This window comes from Lysinibacillus sp. GW821-FHT14F06 (genome assembly GCF_058803665.1).
Window position 1 is genome coordinate 163,582 of sequence record NZ_JBXAPF010000008.1, and the last position, 20,290, is coordinate 183,871.

General features: G+C 36.8%; 18 protein-coding genes. 16 read left to right on the top strand and 2 right to left on the bottom strand.

The window, feature by feature from the left end; all coding sequences use genetic code 11:
* Positions 1–47 precede the first annotated feature (47 nt).
* The 16 genes from AC1RNS_RS10280 to AC1RNS_RS10355 all read left to right on the top strand — a co-directional run bounded on the left by AC1RNS_RS10280 (position 48) and on the right by AC1RNS_RS10355 (position 18,112).
* Entirely contained in the window at positions 48–1,793 is a 1,746-nt protein-coding gene (locus tag AC1RNS_RS10280) for an ABC transporter ATP-binding protein (protein WP_492992381.1), read from the top strand.
* A 301-nt stretch (positions 1,794–2,094) separates the two neighbouring features.
* Positions 2,095–3,108: an ABC transporter ATP-binding protein gene (locus AC1RNS_RS10285; RefSeq protein ID WP_492992383.1), complete on the top strand. Its 1,014-nt coding sequence runs from the start codon at positions 2,095–2,097 to the stop codon at positions 3,106–3,108.
* On the top strand, positions 3,083–4,063 hold the full coding sequence (locus tag AC1RNS_RS10290; RefSeq protein ID WP_492992384.1) for an ABC transporter ATP-binding protein: 981 nt from the start codon (positions 3,083–3,085) through the stop codon (positions 4,061–4,063). Before AC1RNS_RS10285 ends, AC1RNS_RS10290 begins: the two co-directional genes overlap by 26 nt.
* 30 nt (positions 4,064–4,093) lie before the next feature.
* Positions 4,094–5,710 carry an ABC transporter substrate-binding protein gene (locus tag AC1RNS_RS10295; RefSeq protein ID WP_492992386.1) on the top strand — a complete coding sequence of 539 codons (1,617 nt, stop codon included), beginning with the start codon at positions 4,094–4,096 and terminating at the stop codon, positions 5,708–5,710.
* Positions 5,711–5,940: 230 nt separating this feature from the next.
* On the top strand, positions 5,941–6,945 hold the full coding sequence (locus AC1RNS_RS10300) for an ABC transporter permease (RefSeq protein WP_492992387.1): 1,005 nt from the start codon (positions 5,941–5,943) through the stop codon (positions 6,943–6,945).
* 12 nt (positions 6,946–6,957) lie between these two features.
* On the top strand, positions 6,958–7,854 hold the full coding sequence (gene nikC / locus AC1RNS_RS10305; protein ID WP_427542455.1) for a nickel transporter permease: 897 nt from the start codon (positions 6,958–6,960) through the stop codon (positions 7,852–7,854).
* A 311-nt stretch (positions 7,855–8,165) separates the two neighbouring features.
* On the top strand, positions 8,166–8,783 hold the full coding sequence (locus tag AC1RNS_RS10310) for a TerD family protein (protein WP_492992389.1): 618 nt from the start codon (positions 8,166–8,168) through the stop codon (positions 8,781–8,783).
* A 28-nt stretch (positions 8,784–8,811) separates the two neighbouring features.
* Complete coding sequence (locus tag AC1RNS_RS10315; RefSeq protein ID WP_492445795.1) at positions 8,812–9,393, top strand: TerD family protein; 582 nt, start codon at positions 8,812–8,814, stop codon at positions 9,391–9,393.
* A 35-nt stretch (positions 9,394–9,428) separates the two neighbouring features.
* The gene (locus AC1RNS_RS10320) at positions 9,429–10,004 is read left to right on the top strand and encodes a TerD family protein (protein WP_492992390.1); all 576 of its coding nucleotides are present in this window, start codon (positions 9,429–9,431) and stop codon (positions 10,002–10,004) included.
* Between the two features lie 33 nt (positions 10,005–10,037).
* Positions 10,038–10,784, top strand: a complete 747-nt coding sequence (locus AC1RNS_RS10325) for a TerC family protein (RefSeq protein WP_492992392.1) — start codon at positions 10,038–10,040, stop codon at positions 10,782–10,784.
* Positions 10,785–10,869: 85 nt separating this feature from the next.
* On the top strand, positions 10,870–12,063 hold the full coding sequence (locus AC1RNS_RS10330) for an HpcH/HpaI aldolase/citrate lyase family protein (protein WP_492992394.1): 1,194 nt from the start codon (positions 10,870–10,872) through the stop codon (positions 12,061–12,063).
* A complete protein-coding gene (locus tag AC1RNS_RS10335) occupies positions 12,044–13,405 on the top strand; it encodes a phosphoribosyltransferase family protein (protein ID WP_492992396.1) in 1,362 nt (453 codons plus the stop codon). Before AC1RNS_RS10330 ends, AC1RNS_RS10335 begins: the two co-directional genes overlap by 20 nt.
* Positions 13,402–14,502 carry a cysteine protease StiP family protein gene (locus AC1RNS_RS10340; RefSeq protein WP_492992398.1) on the top strand — a complete coding sequence of 367 codons (1,101 nt, stop codon included), beginning with the start codon at positions 13,402–13,404 and terminating at the stop codon, positions 14,500–14,502. The genes AC1RNS_RS10335 and AC1RNS_RS10340 overlap by 4 nt, the downstream gene beginning before the upstream one ends.
* An 11-nt stretch (positions 14,503–14,513) precedes the next feature.
* Positions 14,514–15,326 carry an HAD family hydrolase gene (locus AC1RNS_RS10345; protein ID WP_492992400.1) on the top strand — a complete coding sequence of 271 codons (813 nt, stop codon included), beginning with the start codon at positions 14,514–14,516 and terminating at the stop codon, positions 15,324–15,326.
* 97 nt (positions 15,327–15,423) lie between these two features.
* The gene (locus AC1RNS_RS10350; RefSeq protein WP_492992402.1) at positions 15,424–17,055 is read left to right on the top strand and encodes a YceG family protein; all 1,632 of its coding nucleotides are present in this window, start codon (positions 15,424–15,426) and stop codon (positions 17,053–17,055) included.
* A gap of 22 nt (positions 17,056–17,077) precedes the next feature.
* Positions 17,078–18,112 (top strand): toxic anion resistance protein, encoded by a 1,035-nt coding sequence (locus AC1RNS_RS10355; protein WP_492992403.1) that lies wholly within the window; start codon positions 17,078–17,080, stop codon positions 18,110–18,112.
* A 145-nt stretch (positions 18,113–18,257) separates the two neighbouring features.
* Here the strand turns inward: AC1RNS_RS10355 and AC1RNS_RS10360 are convergent, their stop codons facing one another.
* Positions 18,258–18,890 (bottom strand): TerD family protein, encoded by a 633-nt coding sequence (locus AC1RNS_RS10360; RefSeq protein WP_492992404.1) that lies wholly within the window; start codon positions 18,888–18,890, stop codon positions 18,258–18,260.
* 135 nt (positions 18,891–19,025) lie between these two features.
* Positions 19,026–20,114: an FUSC family protein gene (locus tag AC1RNS_RS10365; RefSeq protein WP_492992406.1), complete on the bottom strand. Its 1,089-nt coding sequence runs from the start codon at positions 20,112–20,114 to the stop codon at positions 19,026–19,028.
* Positions 20,115–20,290: the final 176 nt, after the last annotated feature.

Consider the following 20,290-nt stretch of genomic DNA (forward strand, 5'->3'; position numbering starts at 1 on the left):
AAATGGGTCTTTATCAAGAATGTTCTCCATTAAGGATGTGATTGGAAATGGGTAGTATAAAGCGGTATATGCGTTTTGTAAAACCATATACTTGGGAAATCATTTTAACGATATTAATTGGTATAGTGAAGTTTGCCATTCCATTATTTATCCCCTTGCTTATAAAAATTGTGTTAGATGATATTATTGCTGCAAATGATCTATCAGATGCAGAGAAAACAAAAGAGTTATTTTATTGGTTAGGTGGCACTATCATTGTGTTCTTTATCGTTCGACCACCAATTGAGTATTATCGTCAATATTTTGCTCAACATGTTAGTAATAAGGTGCTTTTTGATATTCGAAAGCAAATCTATGCACATTTACAACGACTAAGTTTAAAATACTATGCAAATACAAGAGCTGGCGATGTTATTTCAAGAGTGATTAATGATGTGGAACAAACAAAAAACTTTATTATGACAGGCTTGATGAATGTATGGCTAGATCTTGCCACAATTGTTATTGCCATCGTGATTATGCTGACAATGGATGTTAAGCTGACACTTGTAGCTTTGATTGCGTTCCCATTCTATGCATTTAGTGTGAAGTACTTTTTTGGTAAGCTGAGGGATTTAACTAGAAAGCGCTCCAAGGCACTTGCAGGTGTACAAAGTTATTTGCATGAACGAGTCGCTGGAATGAGCATAATTAAAAGCTTTACACTCGAAAAGCATGAACAAAAATTATTTGATGAGGCAAATGGTGAATTTTTAGAGAAGGCATTGGATCATACAAAGTGGAATGCGAAATCCTTTGCTGTAGTGAATACTATTACGGATGTAGCCCCGTTGTTAGTAATTGCCTATGCAGGCTATCAGGTTATTAATGGTCCTCTGTCCATAGGAACGATGGTTGCCTTTATTGCTTATATTGAAAGACTTTATGGTCCACTCCGTCGTTTAGTTAGTTCATCTACTACATTAACGCAGTCGATTGCTTCAATGGACCGAATGTTTGAATTAATAGATGAACCTTATGAAGTGAAAAATAAGTCTGATGCCATAGAGTTGAAACGGGTAAATGGTGAGGTCCACTTTGACAACGTGAATTTTCAATATGAGGCTGATGGCTCAAAAATTTTAAACAATATTCATTTTACCATTAACCCTGGAGAGACAGTGGCATTTGTAGGTATGAGTGGTGGCGGTAAATCCACGATAATAAGCTTGATTCCACGCTTTTATGATACAACAAATGGTATAGTGCGTATTGATGGCTATGATGTGAAGGACGTAACACTTCATTCATTACGTTCACAAATCGGCATCGTGTTGCAGGATAATATTTTATTTAGTGATTCTGTAAAAGAGAATATTTTAATGGGCAAACCAGATGCTACTGATGAAGAGGTAATTTCTGCAGCGAAGGCAGCAAACGCACACGACTTTATTTTGAGCTTACCAAATGGCTATGACACCAAGGTTGGAGAGCGTGGAGTGAAGTTATCTGGTGGTCAAAAGCAGCGTGTCGCTATCGCTCGTGTATTTTTAAAAAATCCACCTATTTTAATACTAGATGAAGCTACCTCTGCATTAGATTTAGAAAGTGAAGCACTTATTCAAGAATCATTAGAGTTGCTTGCACATGAACGTACAACAATAATTATTGCTCACCGACTTTCTACAATCACTCATGCTGATAAAATTATTGTCATCGATCATGGGCAATTAATTGAAAGTGGTACACATGAAGAACTTATGCAAAAGCAAGGAACATATTACAATTTATTTCAAGTGCAGCATTTAAATTGAAATTCCCAATAGGATTCATCGGAAAATATAATAAAAAATTAAAAAATAGTCTTCCATTTAATTTTTAATGGAGGGCTATTTTTTTGCGATTTATGTAAATTATTATCGTTTAATAAGAAAAAAATAGTATGTGGGTCGAGTTTTGTAGAAAATTTATGTTCTATACAGAATAATAATGATTGAAAGAGATAATTTTTTTAGTTAGAATTATCTGAAAATAGGGAATTTAATGATAGTTAGTGTATTATATTAATAGAATTATGCAATTTAGTAAAATATAGGTAGGATGGAGCGATTGTGCATGAGGAAAAAGCTGCTAGAAATAAAAGGTTTAAAAACGACCTTTTTTACAGATGATGGGCAAATTCCTGCCGTTGATGATATCGATTTTTCTGTGCATGAAGGAGAAATATTAGGGATTGTTGGAGAATCGGGAAGTGGTAAAAGTGTCACATCACTATCCATTATGGGATTAATACCATCACCACCAGGAAAAATAACAGGTGGCGAAATACTATTGGATGGTAAAAATCTAGCGGCATTATCAGATAAACAAATGCAAAAAATTCGTGGAAAAGATGTAGCAATGATATTCCAAGAGCCTATGACCTCCTTAAATCCTTTATTTACAATTGGAGATCAGCTGAAAGAGGCAATTTTAATACATCAACCAAAGTGGTCAAAAAAGGAAGCGTTTACAAGAGCGATAGAAATTATGAAGCTTGTAGGTTTGCCACGTGCGGAATCATTGTTAAAAGATTATCCACACCAATTATCAGGAGGCATGCGACAGCGTGTCATGATTGCGATGGCACTTCTCTGCGACCCAAAGGTTTTGATAGCTGATGAACCAACTACTGCTCTTGATGTAACGATCCAGGCACAAATTTTGCAGTTAATGAAAGACTTGAATAAACGTTTAAATACAGCTGTATTATTGATTACCCATGATTTGGGCGTTGTAGCAGAAACATGTGAGCGTGTCATTGTTATGTATGCAGGACAAATTGTTGAAGAGGCGCCGATTCAGGAGATATTTGCTAATCCTAAGCATCCTTATACGCAAGGGCTTATTAAATCTGTACCTGATATGCGTTATAAAAAGGACAACCTTTATTCGATACCCGGAAGTGTACCAAAGCCAGGGAGTATCAAGGTCGGCTGTCGTTTTGCAGCACGTTGCGATTTTTCAATGGATCGTTGTCAACAGGAAACACCACCTTTATATGAAGCAGCAGAGCAACATAAATCAAGATGTTTTTTACTAGAGAAGCAGGAGGTGGTGCAGCATGTCGAAAGTTTTATTGAAAGTTGATGGCTTGAAAAAATATTTTCCTATTCGGAAAGGCATTCTTAATACACAGGTTGGGGATGTGAAGGCAGTAGATGATGTTTCTTTTGAGGTTTTTGAAGGAGAAACATTAGGCATTGTAGGAGAATCGGGATGTGGTAAATCAACTACTGGGCGATTGTTAATGCGATTAATTGAGCCAACGGAAGGAAATATAGAATTCGCAGGGAAAACGATTTCAGAATTATCCAATAATGAAATGCGTAAGGCACGAAGGGATATTCAAATGATTTTCCAGGATCCCTATGCTTCCTTAAATCCAAGACACAATATTGGGAAGATATTAGAGGAGCCGCTTATTGTTCATGGTATGGGTAATGCTAAAGAACGTAAGCAGAAGGTTTTGGAGCTTCTAGAAACAGTAGGTCTAAATGAATATCATATTAAGCGATATCCACATCAGTTTAGTGGAGGTCAAAGGCAGCGTATTGGTATTGCTCGAGCCTTGATGACCAATCCTCGTTTAATTATTGCGGATGAGCCAGTATCTGCACTTGATGTGTCGATACAGGCACAAGTTTTAAATTTATTGCAAAAGCTGCAAAAGGATTTAAAGCTGACATATATTTTTATTTCACATGACTTAGGAGTAGTGCGTCATATCAGTAATCGCGTTGGTGTGATGTATTTAGGTAAATTAGTAGAGTTGACAGCAAGTGAGGATTTATATGCAGAGCCGCTTCATCCATATACACAGGCTCTCTTATCTTCGGTTCCTGTTCCAGATCCTACGTTTGAACGTGAACAACTGATTATTACTGGGGATATTCCGAGTGCTTCAAATGCGCCTAGTGGATGCACTTTCCATACAAGATGTCCGTTTAAAAAAGAAGAATGTTCTCAAATTGTTCCAAAAATGCAAGAAGTAAAACCGGGTCATTATGTTGCTTGTCATCTCTATGATGCTATTCAACATTAAATGATATAAAAAAACATAGGGGGAAATTTAATGAAGAAAAAGAAGCTATGGACTTTGAGTGTAATGTTTATCCTTGTTCTCTCGACAATCTTAGCGGCTTGTGGCGGCTCAGACACTAAGAATACGGGTAGTAAAGATGCTTCAACTGGTGGCGATAAAGCTAACAGCGGCGAACCGAAAATATTAGTCTATGGTCGTGGTGGAGATTCGGTAGCACTCGACCCTGCTGTTGTAACAGACGGTGAATCCTTTACAGTTACAGCAAATATTTATGAAACGCTAGTAAACTTTGGTGAACGAGATGTAACGATTCAACCAGGCTTGGCAAAATCATGGGAGCCGTCAGAGGATGGGTTAACTTATACATTCCAATTACAAGAGGGTGTAAAATTCCATGATGGCACAGATTTCAACGCAGAGGCAGTTGTCAAAAATATTGAACGTTGGAAATCAAGCAATGATAAATATCCATATTTTAAAACTCAATTTGTCGTTGGTGACAAGCAAATTATAGAATCTGCTACTGCTGAGGGTGACTATACGGTTGTTCTTAAGTTAAGCCAACCACAAGCACCATTCCTGAAAAATTTAGCGATGTCTCCATTTGCAATCGCTTCGCCAACAGCTTTTGAGGCAGATGAAGAAGGCTTATCAGCAAATCCTGTAGGAACAGGTCCATTCAAGTTTGTCAGCTGGGTACGTAATGATGCGATAACTATTGAGAAAAACCCAGATTACTATATTGATGGCTATCCAAAATTAGATAAAGTTATTTATCGTTCTATACCAGAAAACACTGCACGTTTAACTGAATTAACGAGCGGCAATATTGATGTAGCTGATGGCTTAAGTCCATCTGATAAAGGAACAATCGAAGGAGATACCAACTTACAGCTAATTGAACGTCCTTCTATGAACGTTGGGTATTTAGGTTTAACAGTTACTAGACCTCCATTTGATAATGTAAAAGTGCGTCAGGCAGTAAACTATGCTATTGATAAACAAGCACTAGTGGATGCATTTTATGAAGGGTTAGCGGAGCCAGCGAAAAACCCAATGCCACCAGTAATTTCTGGTTATAACGATGAAGTTACAGGCTATACGTATGATCCTGAAAAAGCGAAAGCATTACTTGCTGAAGCAGGCTATGATGGCAAAGAGATTGAGCTATGGGCAATGCCAGTACCACGACCATACATGCCAGATGGTCAAAAAGTTGCAGAAGCGATTCAGAAGAACTTAGAAGATGTAGGCATTAAATCTAAAATTGTGTCATATGAATGGGCTACTTATTTAGATAAAGCTGAAAAGGGTGAAGCAGATGCATTCTTACTTGGTTGGACAGGTGATAATGGAGATGCGGATAACTTCCTATATTCATTATTAGACGGCGATAATATCCATTCTAATAACTATACATTCTATGACAACAAAGAATTACACAAGCTATTAACAGCTGCTCAAACTGAAATTGATGAGGACAAGCGTAACGAGCTTTATAAGCAAGCTCAAGTAATTATTTCTGAGGATGCTCCATGGGTTCCACTTGCTCACTCTATTCCAATTTTAGCTGCTAACAAGAAAGTTACAAATTATATTGCGCATCCTACTGGCTCTGACCGTTTAGATGCAGTAGATATTCAATAGTAAAGTTCATTTTTTAATTGAATAGAGAAGTTTAAAAGAATCTGCTTGCTTTTCTGCGGGTAAGCCGTGGAATTCTCGCAGATTCTTTTCTAATAAAGGAAAATCAAATCCTTTTCTTCTGTATGAAAGATCTCATCTAAACATTTAAAGCCGTTTGGTGAAGACTCAACCTTTCAACAGTATATAAAGACTTCAAAGTATATTATGAAAATCATAGAGAGGTGATGAAAATGCTTCACTATATGGGGAGACGTTTACTTCAACTAATCCCAGTTTTGCTTGGAATGACTTTTATCGTTTTTATGTTGATACGTGCAATACCTGGTAATCCAGCTAAAGTTATTTTAGGACAACAGGCGACAAAAGAGGCGGTCGAGGCATTAAACGCAAGTTTAGGATTAGATAAACCCTGGTATACACAATATTTTAGTTATTTGTCAGGCATTTTCCAGGGAGATCTGGGAGTTTCCTTACGTACAAAATTACCTGTATCAGAAGAAATATTTCCATACTTAGCAGCAACGGCAGAGCTTGCACTTTTTGCTATGATTATTGCCATCGTTATTGGTGTTAATGCTGGCATTATTTCTGCATGGTTCCAAAATTCTTGGTTCGACTATATTGCAATGATAGTGGCATTAGTCGGTGTATCTGTACCAGTATTCTGGCTAGGTTTGATGGAGCAATGGACATTTAGTAGTAAGCTTGGCTGGTTGCCTACTTCTGGTCGAGAGGATGTTCGAAATCCAATAACCGCCATAACCCATTTCTATTTATTTGATACTCTTATTCAAGGACGCTTTGATCAATTCATTGAAGTTTTAAAGAGATTAATATTACCTGGAGTAGCACTTGCGACCATTCCGATGGCTATCATTGCAAGAATCACAAGATCTTCCATGCTAGAAGTAATGCGCTCAGATTATGTACGCACTGCAAGAGCGAAAGGCCAAAAAATGTTCATTGTTGTCTATAAGCATGCCTTAAAGAATGCTGTGATTCCTGTGTTAACGGTAATTGGTCTACAAACAGGATTACTGCTTGGTGGTGCCATTTTAACAGAGACTATTTTTAGTTGGCCAGGAATTGGTCGTTATATTTATGATGCGATTGGCTTCAGGGATTATCCTGTTATTCAATCAGGTATTCTAATCGTTGCATTTATTTTCATCATGATTAACTTAATTGTGGATTTACTGTATACAGTGATTGATCCGCGTATTAAATACAAATAGAAGGGAGCTGCAATGATGACTGGAGCAATGGATATCAAAAAAGAAGCAGCACCAGCTCGAGAACGTGCGGTAGGTCCGTGGCTCGAAGGCTGGCGTAGCTTTAAAAAGAGCAAAGTCTCCCTCGTAGGAGCAGGAATTGTTATATTTTTTATTTTACTTGCTATAGTGGGTCCGTACATTGCACCACAGGGTATCAATGAACAAAATTTTGCGAAGCGTTTATTGGCACCATCAAGTGAACATTGGTTTGGAACAGATGATTTTGGACGGGATATTCTCTCTAGAATCATACATGGAGCACGGATTTCGTTATGGGTAGGCTTTTTCTCGGTTATTTTATCCGTAATCATTGGCAGTTTACTTGGTATTATTGCAGGTTATTATGGAAAATGGATTGATACAATTATTTCACGTATTTTTGATATTATGTTAGCTTTCCCTAGTATGCTATTAGCGATTGCAGTAGTGTCAGTGCTAGGCCCATCTTTACAAAATGCATTAATTGCTATAGCAATAATTAACGTACCGAATTTTGGTCGTCTAATTCGTTCTAAGGTATTGAGTGTTAAGGAAGAGGAATATATTGTAGCGGCAAAAGCAATTGGCATGCGTGATTCACGAATTTTATTCTCTCATATTTTACCGAATTCCATAACACCAATAATTGTCCAAGGAACACTAGCTATTGCGACAGCCATTATTGAGGCGGCAGCATTAGGCTTCCTTGGACTAGGAGCTCAAGCACCAGCACCCGAGTGGGGAAAAATGCTAGCTGATGCTCGAAAATTTTTAATCAATGCTCCATGGACAATGATTTTCCCAGGTCTGGCTATTATGTTAACAGTTCTCGGCTTTAACCTAATGGGTGATGGACTACGTGATGCACTTGATCCAAAAATGAAAAGCTAGTTTATACCTTAATAGCCTTCTACAAGTTAGAAGGTTTTTTTACTGTGGTAAAAGAAACTCATTTAAAGTGAAAACGTCTTTGTTAAGAAGAATTCTCGAAAATAAGGCTCATCTTGGTATTGAACCAAGAATAAGTGAATAAACCTTTTTGGAGCCATTAATTGAATTTTTTGTAATGTTATTTTAGACTTAATATATGTTGAAAAACGACAATCTTTTATGAAATATAAAAAGATTCGACTTTACATGTAGATTATTTCTTTACATATAATCTTTCAGTTGGCAACACATAGTTTAGGAGGGTGATTAAATTGGGAATTAATTTGCAAAAAGGGCAACGTGTTGATTTAACAAAGGGGAATGCTGGCTTAAATAAAATCAAAGTAGGCTTAGGCTGGGACCCTGTAAGTCAAGAAAAAAGCGGAGGCTTATTCGGAGGCTTATTTTCAAGTAGAAATAGCGGCAGTGGCAGAAACATCGACTGCGATGCCTCTGTGTTAATGCTGCAAGATGATAAGGTTGTTGCGGGAGACGATGTTATTTATTTTGGAAAATTAACAAGTAACTGCCGCTCTGTTCAACATTCAGGTGATAATTTAACAGGTGATGGCGATGGTGATGATGAAGTTATTACAATTGAGCTGTCGTCTGTACCAACACAATATAACAAGCTAGTGTTTGTTGTAAACATCTATGATGCAGCAGGTCGTAATCAACACTTTGGCATGATTCAAAATGCATATATTCGTGTGTACGATGACAGGACAGGTAGTGAGCTAATCCGCTATAATTTAACTGATAACTATTCGAACTTAACGACGTTAGTCTGTGGTGAGATTTACCGTCATAGCAATGAATGGAAATTTGCTGCAGTTGGAACAGGAACAAATGACGTGAAACTTGGCGACGTTGTTCGAAGATATCAATAAATAAATAATAACTAGGAGGAGAATGATAATGGCTATTTCATTACAAAAAGGTCAAAAGGTAGATTTAACAAAAACAAATCCGGGGTTAACAAATGTAGTTGTTGGTTTAGGATGGGATACAAATAAATATGATGGTGGAAATGATTTCGATTTAGATTCATCTGTATTTTTACTTGCAGATACAGGGAAAGTGGCAGATCAAAATGATTTTATTTTCTACAATAATACAACAGGTGGCAACGGCTCTGTTGAACATTCAGGTGATAATTTAACTGGTGTTGGTGAAGGTGACGATGAAGTGGTGAAAGTTGCATTAACACAAGTACCTGCACATATACAACGACTAGCATTTACTGTAACAATTCATGATGCAGAGGCACGTAGTCAGAACTTTGGTATGGTTTCTAATGCCTATATTCGTATTGTCAATGCTGCTTCAAACGAAGAAATTATTCGTTATGATTTAGGTGAGGATTTCAGTATTGAAACAGCTATCGTAGTAGGGGAATTATACCGTCATAACGGAGAATGGAAATTTAATGCGATTGGTGCTGGCTATCAGGGTGGCTTAGCTGCTTTATGTAACGATTATGGTTTGAGCGTAAACTAAAAAATTTCATCTTTGGACAGAAAGGGAGATTTTCAATGGCTATTCAATTAAGTAAAGGGCAACGTATTGATTTAACAAAGCAAGATCCAGGTCTAAACAGCATTGGAATTGGCTTAGGCTGGGATGTAAAGCAATTTGATGGTGGACAAGACTTTGACCTCGATGCATCTGTATTTTTACTAGATGCATCAGGTAAATGTCGCAATGAACTAGACTTTATCTTTTACAATAATTTATCAAGCCAAGATCAATCAGTTGTGCATACTGGCGATAACCGTACAGGAGAAGGTGATGGGGATGATGAAAAAATTCTTGTAAACTTAAAGCAAGTATCTCCACAAATTGAAAAGATTGTTGTGACGGTTACAATCTATGATGCAGAGGGTCGTCATCAAAACTTCGGTCAGGTTCTGAATGCCTATGTTCGTTTGACGAATGAAGAGTCAGGGGCTGAAGTATTGCGTTATGATTTAGGCGAAGATTTTAGCATTGAAACAGCCGTAGTATTTTGTGAACTGTATCGCCATAATGGTGAGTGGAAATTTGCGGCAGTAGGCTCAGGTTATCAAGGTGGCTTAGCAGCATTAGTCAATGCATATGGTCTACAATAAATACTTGGATAGGAACATGACGGAGGGTCTTTTTTGGACGTTATCAACGAGATATTAAATACATATGCACAGTTTTTTAACTGGCACATGTGGGGACAGGTTTTAACAGATCCAGTATCATGGGGCCTAATTTTTTCATTGATTATTATGGAAGGACTATTGTCTGCGGACAATGCATTAGTTTTAGCTGTACTTGTTAAACATCTTCCAAAGCATCAACGAAAAAAAGCATTAATGTATGGGATGTTTGGAGCGTATTTCTTCAGATTTCTCTTCATCGGTATTGGTGTTTATCTCGTGAAGTTCTCCATCGTTAAAGTAATTGGCGCAACTTATTTAATGTGGTTAGTCATACTGCATTTTAAAAATAAGAGCGATGATGAAGGAGAGGCACATGAGTTTAAAAAGACAGGTTGGATGGTTCGTGTCTTTGGAACGTTCTGGGCGACTGTTATTTCAGTTGAATTAATGGATATTGCCTTTTCAGTAGACTCAATACTGGCAGCTTTTGCGATATCAGATCAAGTATGGGTCCTATTATTAGGTGGAGTATTGGGAATCATTATGATGCGTACCATCGCTGGTGTATTCCTTTCTTTGATAGAGCGTGTACCAGAGCTTGAAACAACTGCCTATATTTTAATTGCGATTATTGCACTGAAGATGTTTGCAAGTATTTTTGGATTCCATCTTTCACATGAAATATTCTTTATTATTCTAATTGCTGCATTCTTATTAACATTTGTTGTACACAAGATGAATAAGAAAACAGCAGTGTAAACAAGGCACTGTATTGGTCTGTAAGGAACAGGCTGATACAGTGCTTTTTTCACAGAAGGCATACTATTACTGGGGAGAGGATTAGATGCAACACTTTGCAACAGAAGCAGAGACGATTTTTTATAAGAAACCACAGCCTTTTACAAAATGGGAAACGCCAGATATTCTGTCATATGCCTTAGGTGCGACTTTGTATATGCCAGCTTCCATGCCTAATATTGTGGGTTTGATTCAATCGCAAAAATATAAAGAACTCACATCACTTGTCATTGATTTAGAGGATGCGGTAGGGGATACAGAGTTACTAGATTGTGAAGCAAAATTGATTGAGGATATAAGTGAGTTATATGCACTTTATAATCAAAAACAATTGCTACTACAAGATTTACCACTACTTTTTATTCGTGTACGTCATGTTGAACAATTTAATTATTTAACAACTACATTAGGGAAGAAGCAAGAAATATTAACAGGTTATGTATTTCCAAAATTTACGGCAACACAAGGAGCCCAATATTTCAAGTTACTTGAACAAACCATTTTGGAACATGATGTAACCTTATATGGTATGCCAATTTTAGAAAGTCGTGAGGTATTATATAAGGAATCTCGTATGCAAGCGTTATTAGGCATCAAAGAGGTTCTTCATCAATACAGGAAGCGCGTATTAAATGTGCGTATTGGTGCAACTGATTTTTGTGGTATTTACGGAATTCGCCGCCGTATGGATTCGACCATTTATGATATCAGTGTAATAAGAGATTGTATAGCAGATATAGTAAATGTCTTAGGTCGTGAGGAAGATGGTTTTGTTATTTCTGGGCCTGTATGGGAGTATTTTAGTAATCAACGTGTATTAAAGCCTGCATTAAGAGTGACGCCATTTAGTGAAAAAGGTGCGCTTGATACAAGGAAAGCATTGTTGGATGATTGTTTAGATGGATTAATGAAGGAAGTTTTAATGGATAAACAAAACGGCATTATGGGTAAAACAGTCATTCATCCTAGTCATATTCGTGTCGTGCATGCACTATATGCCATATCCTATGAGGAGTATTTAGATGCATTAAGTATTGTAGAAAATAGTGATGGCCGCAAAGGTGTTATGAAAAGCCACTATGCTAATAAAATGAATGAAATCAAACCACATATGAGATGGGCGCAGCGAATCTTAAAACAAGCTCATGTCTATGGCGTTTATCATGAATCTTTAGATTTTGCCTCACTGTTATTAAATTCTGAAATAGGTGGTAGTATTTATGCAACAACAAATGAGTAAACTTAGCATTTTGCCAAATTATACAATCGATATTAAAGTCACTCATAATCCCCACAATTTTGCATTGACAGATTTATTTAAAATGGCAGCACGTATTAATAAGAAGAGACAGTTTTTGTTTGTGAGCACTGTGCTTGGCAAACATTTGGCTGTTCGCCCACAAATCCCATTACTGACTGGAACTCTTCTAGCCATGATGTATAATCAGCATCTTACTGGTCAACATGTGATTTCTATGCAATCTGTTGTAGAAGCATTAAAAGAATGCACGGGGTTGGATGGAATTCAGAATTCTACAGAGGGTTGTATGCAGTTGTCTGAAAAAACATTGTTTATTGGATTTGCTGAGACAGCTACTGCACTTGGACATGCCGTATTTAATGCATTCCAAACAAATGCCATGTATATCCATACCACACGTGAAGTACTTCCAGATTTCGAACCATTTGTTACATTTGAGGAAGAACATTCCCATGCAACAAGCCATAGAATCTATACAGAGGAGCCTGACATTATACTGCAAGCCAAGCGCATTGTATTAATTGATGATGAGATTACTACTGGTAATACGGTTATTAATATTATTCAAACATTAAAACAGAAATTTCCGCTTGTTAGGGAGTATGCTGTGCTATCTATTTTAGATTGGCGTTCAGAACAGCAGCAAATGGTCTTTCAGCAATTAGAGAAGCAATGGGGGATCTCTATTGAGTTCATCGCCATTATGTGCGGTCAATTTAGCTGTAGTGGGACACCCAATTTAGCAAGAAAGCAACCTAAAATAACAACACATGCTGCACAGAACATGACACTATTACCAATCAAAGAATCTCTTGATCGCAAGTTCTATCGTTCTATTGCAGAGAATGGTCTTGTAAACAATCAGCCTTATGTACTAGCGACAGGAAGATTTATGCTAACGTCCAAACAGCATATCGAGCAAAAGAAAATGTTACAGGCAATCGCCGAGCAATTAAAAGAGCTACGGACGGATGGACCAGCACTTGTTGTCGGAACAGGGGAATTTATGTATGTCCCTATGCAAATTGCCTCTTATTTAGGGGAAGATGTTTATTTTCAATCGTCGACCCGTAGTCCAATCTATTGTACAGATGAACTAGACTATACGATTAACGAAAAAATAGTCTTTGAAAGCCCAGAGAACAATGGGGTTGAAAATTATTTATATAATATACAAAGTCGACCGTATTCGGAACTTTTCTTTATTGTGGAACGTATAGCAAGTAAAGAGATAATTGCCCGGGTGATAGAGGCACTACAATCCATCAGTAGTACAAAAATATATGTGATTTGTATGCATGAAATGGAGGTAGAACGATGATATCGACTTTGCAGCCAGATAAAATGGGGAGCTATGCACCAGAGGATGTTATTTTTTTATTGCGTGATATTGGTAATGTTTTTCTTGAAATGGATAATGAAAAGCGTGAACAGCTTATTCAAACTGGCACGCACTATTCTGAAATGCTTCCAATGGAATATCAACCCTCTAAAACATATATGGATCTATTTCATAAAACTTTAGATGCTTACGCTGAGAGAATAGCAATAGCTGTTGGTGTGGTGGCCGAGCAAACCATCAAAAATAGAGGGCTGAACAATTTAATTCTTGTTAGTTTAGCGAGAGCAGGTACACCAATCGGCATTTTAATCAAACGGTATATACAAATGCGCTATAAGGTGAATGTTCCACATTACTCAATTTCTATACTACGTGGTCGTGGGTTTGACGAAACAGCAATTCGTTACATTTTGACACAACATCCCCAAGGCTGTCTTCAATTTATTGATGGTTGGACGGGTAAGGGTGCTATTACTAATGAATTAATACATTCCTGTCAAAAATTTAATGCACAATATCAGGCACAATTAAATGCCGATTTAGCCGTTTTGGCGGATCCTGGGCATTGTGCTGCCATTTATGGAACTCGTGAAGATTTTTTAATTCCATCTGCTTGTTTAAATTCGACTGTATCTGGACTGGTGAGTAGAACAGTTTTAAATCTACAGTTTATGGATGAGAAAGACTTTCATGGTGCAAAATACTACAAAGAATTAGAGGAAATGGATGTGTCAAACTTGTACATAGAACGCATTGTCACATGCTTTGAAAATGTGCAGAGTGAGATTGTACATCAACTTCAAGAGCTACCCAACTCTCCAATTACTTGGGAGGGAATGAAGTCCGTTCAAAAGATTCAGCAGGATTTTGCTATTGAAAATATTCATTTTATCAAACCTGGTGTTGGAGAAACGACAAGAGTTTTGCTGCGACGAATCCCCTGGAAAATCCTAATTAATTCACAGTACATTCATGAGCTGGAACACATTTTATTATTAGCTCGTGAAAAAAATGTATTAATAGAAGAATATTCGAATATGTCCTATGCATGTTGTGGCTTAATAAGAGAATTGTAGAGGAGGATAAGATGATACTATTTACATCAGATTTAGATAGAACACTTATTTATTCTAAACGTATGATGGATATGTTTCCGCCAAATACAGAGACAGTGATAGTTGAGCGGAAGGCTGATAAAGACATGAGTATGATGACAAATGCAACAGCAACTTTATTGCAGCAGGTACATCAGCAAACACTATTTGTACCTGTTACGACAAGAGCGTTGCATCAATATCAGAGAATACATTTTATTAATGACATGTGCCCTACTTTTGCAATTACAAGTAATGGGGGTACAATATTAGAAAAAGGTCAGCCATATGACAAATGGACGAAAACATTATGTAGACGTATTCAAGATTCCTCCATTCCAAGAGAGGATATGTTAAAGCTATTTCAAACGATCAAATCTGATGCATGGTTACAACGTTCTTTCTATATAGATGATCTTTTTTATGTACATCATGTGGATATTGAAGTTTTACGCCAGGGTGAATTACAAGCAATGATTCAAGAGTTTGATGCCCATGGCTGGTACGTTCTTCTGCAAGGAAAAAAATTGTATTTTATGCCCAAGGTACTGACAAAGGAAGCGGCAATAGATTATATGAAGGAATTTTGTACATACGATGTGCATATAGCAGCGGGCGATTCTATTATGGATTATGGAATGCTATCAATGGCTGATTTAGCATTTACACCGAATCATGGAGATTTAAAGGATAAACAGCCCAATGTTCTACCAAATACTACCTACTCAATTCATAATGGTGAAGCATTTACAAATGAATTACTTGAAGCGGTTTTACAAATTGCTTCACATCAAACGGTAGTTTAGTGTTTTAAATATTTATTTGTTGTCATAGGTAAGACCATCCTATGACAAATGAATTCTTAAGCCTATGTTGAGGATGATTTTTAGGAGGTGCGTTTGTATGCAAACAATCACAATTCAATCAGTGTTGGAGCGTAATCCTGATGATTGGCTACAGGCGTTTCAAGATTCACCAAAGAATCGTGCATTTTATGAGGAAACATCACAACAAATAACTTTTAGCCGAATTGCAGTACGTGTATTAGGAGTGCCAATTGAAGAGGATGATTATTTCAATTCATTATTTACCATGTCACACAAACAAATTATTCATATTTTAAGTGAAGAATTAAATAAGAATATTGAGCAAAAGGACTTTCAGGCTATACAAACGATTCTAGAACAACATCAGCAAACACCTAAAGGGCTGTCTATTAATCGATTAGTGGCAATGATGTATGGGTATCAATTAATACCCAAGCATGATGATAGTGTAATGAATCGACATTTACAGCTTGCAACCATTAAAATTGTAGAGCTTTTTCAGCAACAACAATCTTTAGGCTTACTTGCTAATGATTTTCGCCGTTTTTTAATTGATATGGTGAAGTGGTTAAAAAACCATTGGATTCAATGGACAAAGGCAATGAAGCCGACAGATGATTTTCCTAAGGTTGTTTGGTATGGGGAGACAACTGTTAGTCAACGTTATTTTCTATTATTGCTAATGGAGCTAGGTTGTGACGTATTGATTTTTCATCCGGCTAAAATAGATGAATTTGCAGAGATAGATCCTACAGATTTGTTTTCTATCAGTTATTCGTATGCAAGTGAAACAACTTTACAGCCATTTCCTGACAAGCTTCGTGATCGTCAGGCAACTGTAGGTTATCGTTCAAGTCAGCATTTTGAACAATTAATGCATGATCAGCAATCAGGAGTCTTTAAGCCTTGGCAATTCAAAGATCTTATGCCACGCTCCTTAACACTAAGAATGACCTATGATGATATTTTTATTTATGCAAAAGAGAAGGCCATGGTTCGACCGAAATTTGAAGTTATTGGTGATGAGATAGTCATTCCAGTAATATTTGCAAAAATTAGTGGGGTGTCGAGCCGACGTGAAGAATACTGGCATTATATGCATCAATTATTGGCAAGTCCACAAACCGTTTTTGTGCAGGAGTTCCCTTATTCAAAAACGAGCAAGGCCAACTTCCATTTTCACTATAAACATTGCTTAGTAAATGGTGAGCTATCAATGGAGCGCATTATACAAAGTGATTGGTGGCAGTATGGAGAGTTACCATTAGAGCTACAGCGTGCAATGGCTCACACGATAAAAACTTCATGTGAACAACCCATGTTAAAACAACAGTCAAATGAGACTTTATATGATTTACAGTTATTTTTATTTAAGCAGATGACGATGATTCCACAGGATATACTGCGATTACTTCAAAGCTTTGACTACTCTCAAGAGGTACCAAAACTTGTATTATATCAAGCGCCACAGCAGCCTGCTTTATCACGTGAGGATATTGCATTACTGGCGTTTTTAAATCGTTTTGGTATGGATATTGTATTTTATAATCCGACAGGGAAGCTAGACTTAGAAAGGCACTTGCAAGAGGATTCATATGATGTACACCGTTTAGAGCATATGCTATTTGACTTATCCTATGAAGAACCAAAGCAGCAAAAATCTGCACCAGATAAAATCATTAAAAAGCTCTTTAATCGTTTTTTCTGATGACAGGAAGGAGGCGGCGTGAATGTCAAATAACCCTACGACAATTGAACAATTGACAGTGGAAACAGCAGAAGCCGTCAAACAACAATTATGGGGAAATGCAGAGGTACAACAAATTGCCAATCAGATTAATATAAAAAATCAGCTGGACTTAATGGCGTTAGGAAGAGAGCCAGCTACAAAATTAGCAAAATTCGCAGATCAAATTTTAGATTTGATTACCCAATCAGCATCCTATGAATCAAGAGAATTATTTAAGCAGCTTGAAGCCTTAATGTTGACATTTGATAAAAAGGATTTTGCTGAGCAAAAGGGTTTTTTTAAGAAGCTATTTGCACGTAAAACCAAAAATGATGATGATTTATTTGCCAAATACAATGTACTCAGTAGAGATATTGAAAAAATTCATTATCAATTTGTGCTTATGGAAGAGGAATTAGCAAAGGATAATCGCGTCCTAGCACGATTATATAATGAAGATTTGATGTTTTACCTGGAGCTAGAAAAATATATTGTCGCAGCAGATATGAAATTACATGAAGTGCAAACAACACTAATACCTATGTATGAAAAACAGAGCGAGGCTGGCAATCAAGTGGCAAAAATGGAGCTTAATCGGTTACAAGCAATTGCCGAGTTGCTACAACAGAAAATAGATGAGTTGGAGAAATCACGTATGGTTGCCATTTTAACAGCCCCGCAAATCGAGATGCTGCGCAATGGGAATAGTGAATTGATTGAACAAATTAATGGTGCTTTTGTTAAGACTATCCCTGTCTTTAAAATGGGGATCATGAATGCAGTGAATGAAAGGCGGCAGCAATTACAGAGTCAATCTGCATCAGCCTTTGAAAATCGTGTGAAGCAATTTGGAGGAGCCAGTCATGAAGCAGTTCAATTAAGCACGGCTCTAGCTCAGCAATCTGAAACAACACAAACACTTGAGGAAATGTGGGATACTATTATTGCAGGTATTACTAATTATCGTAAGCTTCATGGCGAATTAACAGCGCAGCGCAAGGTATCAGAGACACAACTGCTGGCATTAAGGACGTGAACCTTAAAAAGCTGACATCGTTTAAAAGAAATGATGCCAGCTTTTTTGTATTTCATTTATCAGAGAAACTACATTTATTCAGTCAACTATGAAGAATGTATCCTAAGGTACTTAATATGTATACGTTGCAAGTGTTAGTATCTGCTTATTTTCTACCTGAACGCCATGACAACCCCCAATTGTAGGCTTTGTCCATATCTTGATGTCCCTTAAAATATTCAACAAGTCGCTCAACTTTAAATGTCTCATTATTTACATTTTCAATCATAGCTATTGCACACATATTCTTGTCATTACGATGCTCGTTTAAACGAACTTCAATGCTAGGACCTGTTCCGTAGTTGATTGTTGCAATCCCATCAGCTTCAGCCCAGTTTGCTACTCCCTCATAGATAAATGTATAAACTAGCACTCGTTTAATGTCTCTTACCTTGTTTCCATTAATGCGTAAATTTTCACCGCTGCTTGTCATACCAGTACGATCATCACCATCTAGTTCAATAAAAGGGGCAGAATGCAAACTACCAAAAGCATTACCAAGAGCCTGAACACAACTTTTACTACCATCTGTCATTTCATATAGACATCCTAAATCTAAATCAATCCCACCTTTAGAGCTTGTGCCAAATAAAGAAGATAAAAAGCCGCCTGAATTTCTCTCAGTTCTCTGATTCCAATTTAAATTAACAAGAATTTCGCCAATCTCTTGATTTTGTGATTTTGTTAAGTTAACGAATTGACCTTTTTTAGTTAATTCAATTTTATTTAAATTTACCATGAATATTGACACCCCTTATTTTTACATTTAATTATATTGTATCAAAGTTTAAAAATATTTACAGATTTATATAAAATATCAAAAAACGACAAATTGATACTAGTCAATTTGTCGTAAAATTACATATTTCATTTATTATATAAATTCATCTTCTAGCTCCACATTAATCTCATGCCCATGATAGCGTTGATAGGACACAATAAGCGTATCCAAGTGCTCTAAATTTTCTTCATAGTCTAGTATACGGGATAAAATATAGAGCAGATGATAGCTCGAAAATTCCGTATCGCCTTCTTCATGTGCATAGGTTATTTGTTTGATGAAAATTTCCATCAGTTCATTACGTTGAATATAGTCGATGTTTTTACTCCATTCAGAATGCTCAGGCTTTAGTTTTCCTGTATATTTTAATAGCAGCTGTTCATGATACGTAAGTAAAAAGTCAAGTCGCTCCTGAATCATTAAGTGAAATTGTGTAGGTAACTGCGCCAATTCGTTTTCATGATTATGCAAACGTTGCAGCAATTCTAAACTTTTTTTAGATGTTAAAATCATTTGACGATAGACCACAAGTTTACGTACTTTAACATACTTTTTATTTTTGAGGTAATTGCGTTCTTCCTTATAGAAATCATACAATGTATCAACTCGTAACATACGATTTTTAAATTTACTTAATGCACCCTTTGTAGATGTGTGTTCAGAAGCCTGCCGCACAGCAAGTCGTGTCCATCGAATAATATCATCTTGTAAAAAGTAAATCTTTCGGAAAAGCTTTACCTCATACTTTGGTGGTAAAAAGACTAGGTTAACAACAAAGGCTGCTAACACCCCGACTAATATGGTAATAAAACGAAAAAGGCCAAACGTCAGGAAGTCATCTCCTTGAATCTCCATTATGGCAACAACTGTTACGAGTGCAAGAGACAGTGATTTTTCAAGTTTAAATTTCAACATAATACCGATGGCAGTTATAACAGCGATGCCAACAGCTACTACATGGTGACCAAAAAGCAAGCCAAAAATGACCGCGATGGTAGCTCCTATTATATTTGCTTGTACTTGCTCAACAATCGTTTGATAGGATCGATAAATCGATGGCTGAATGGCAAAAATTGCAGCAATTCCAGCAAAAACAGGAGAAGAGAGATTTAGCAACTCCGCAATAAAGAGTGCTAGCACGATGGCAACACCAGTTTTAAATACACGGGCACCTAATTTCATAGAAAATATGGATGTCCTTTCTGTCTAAAATTTTTAAGCTTCTTTACATTATAGAAGGAAGTGCTCATAAAATACATAGATTTGTATGCTAACATAAGAAAAGAGGCTGGGACATAACTAGCTTCAATTCGTGAGAAATCCGACTTTGAATTCATTCAAAGTCGGATTTCTCGATC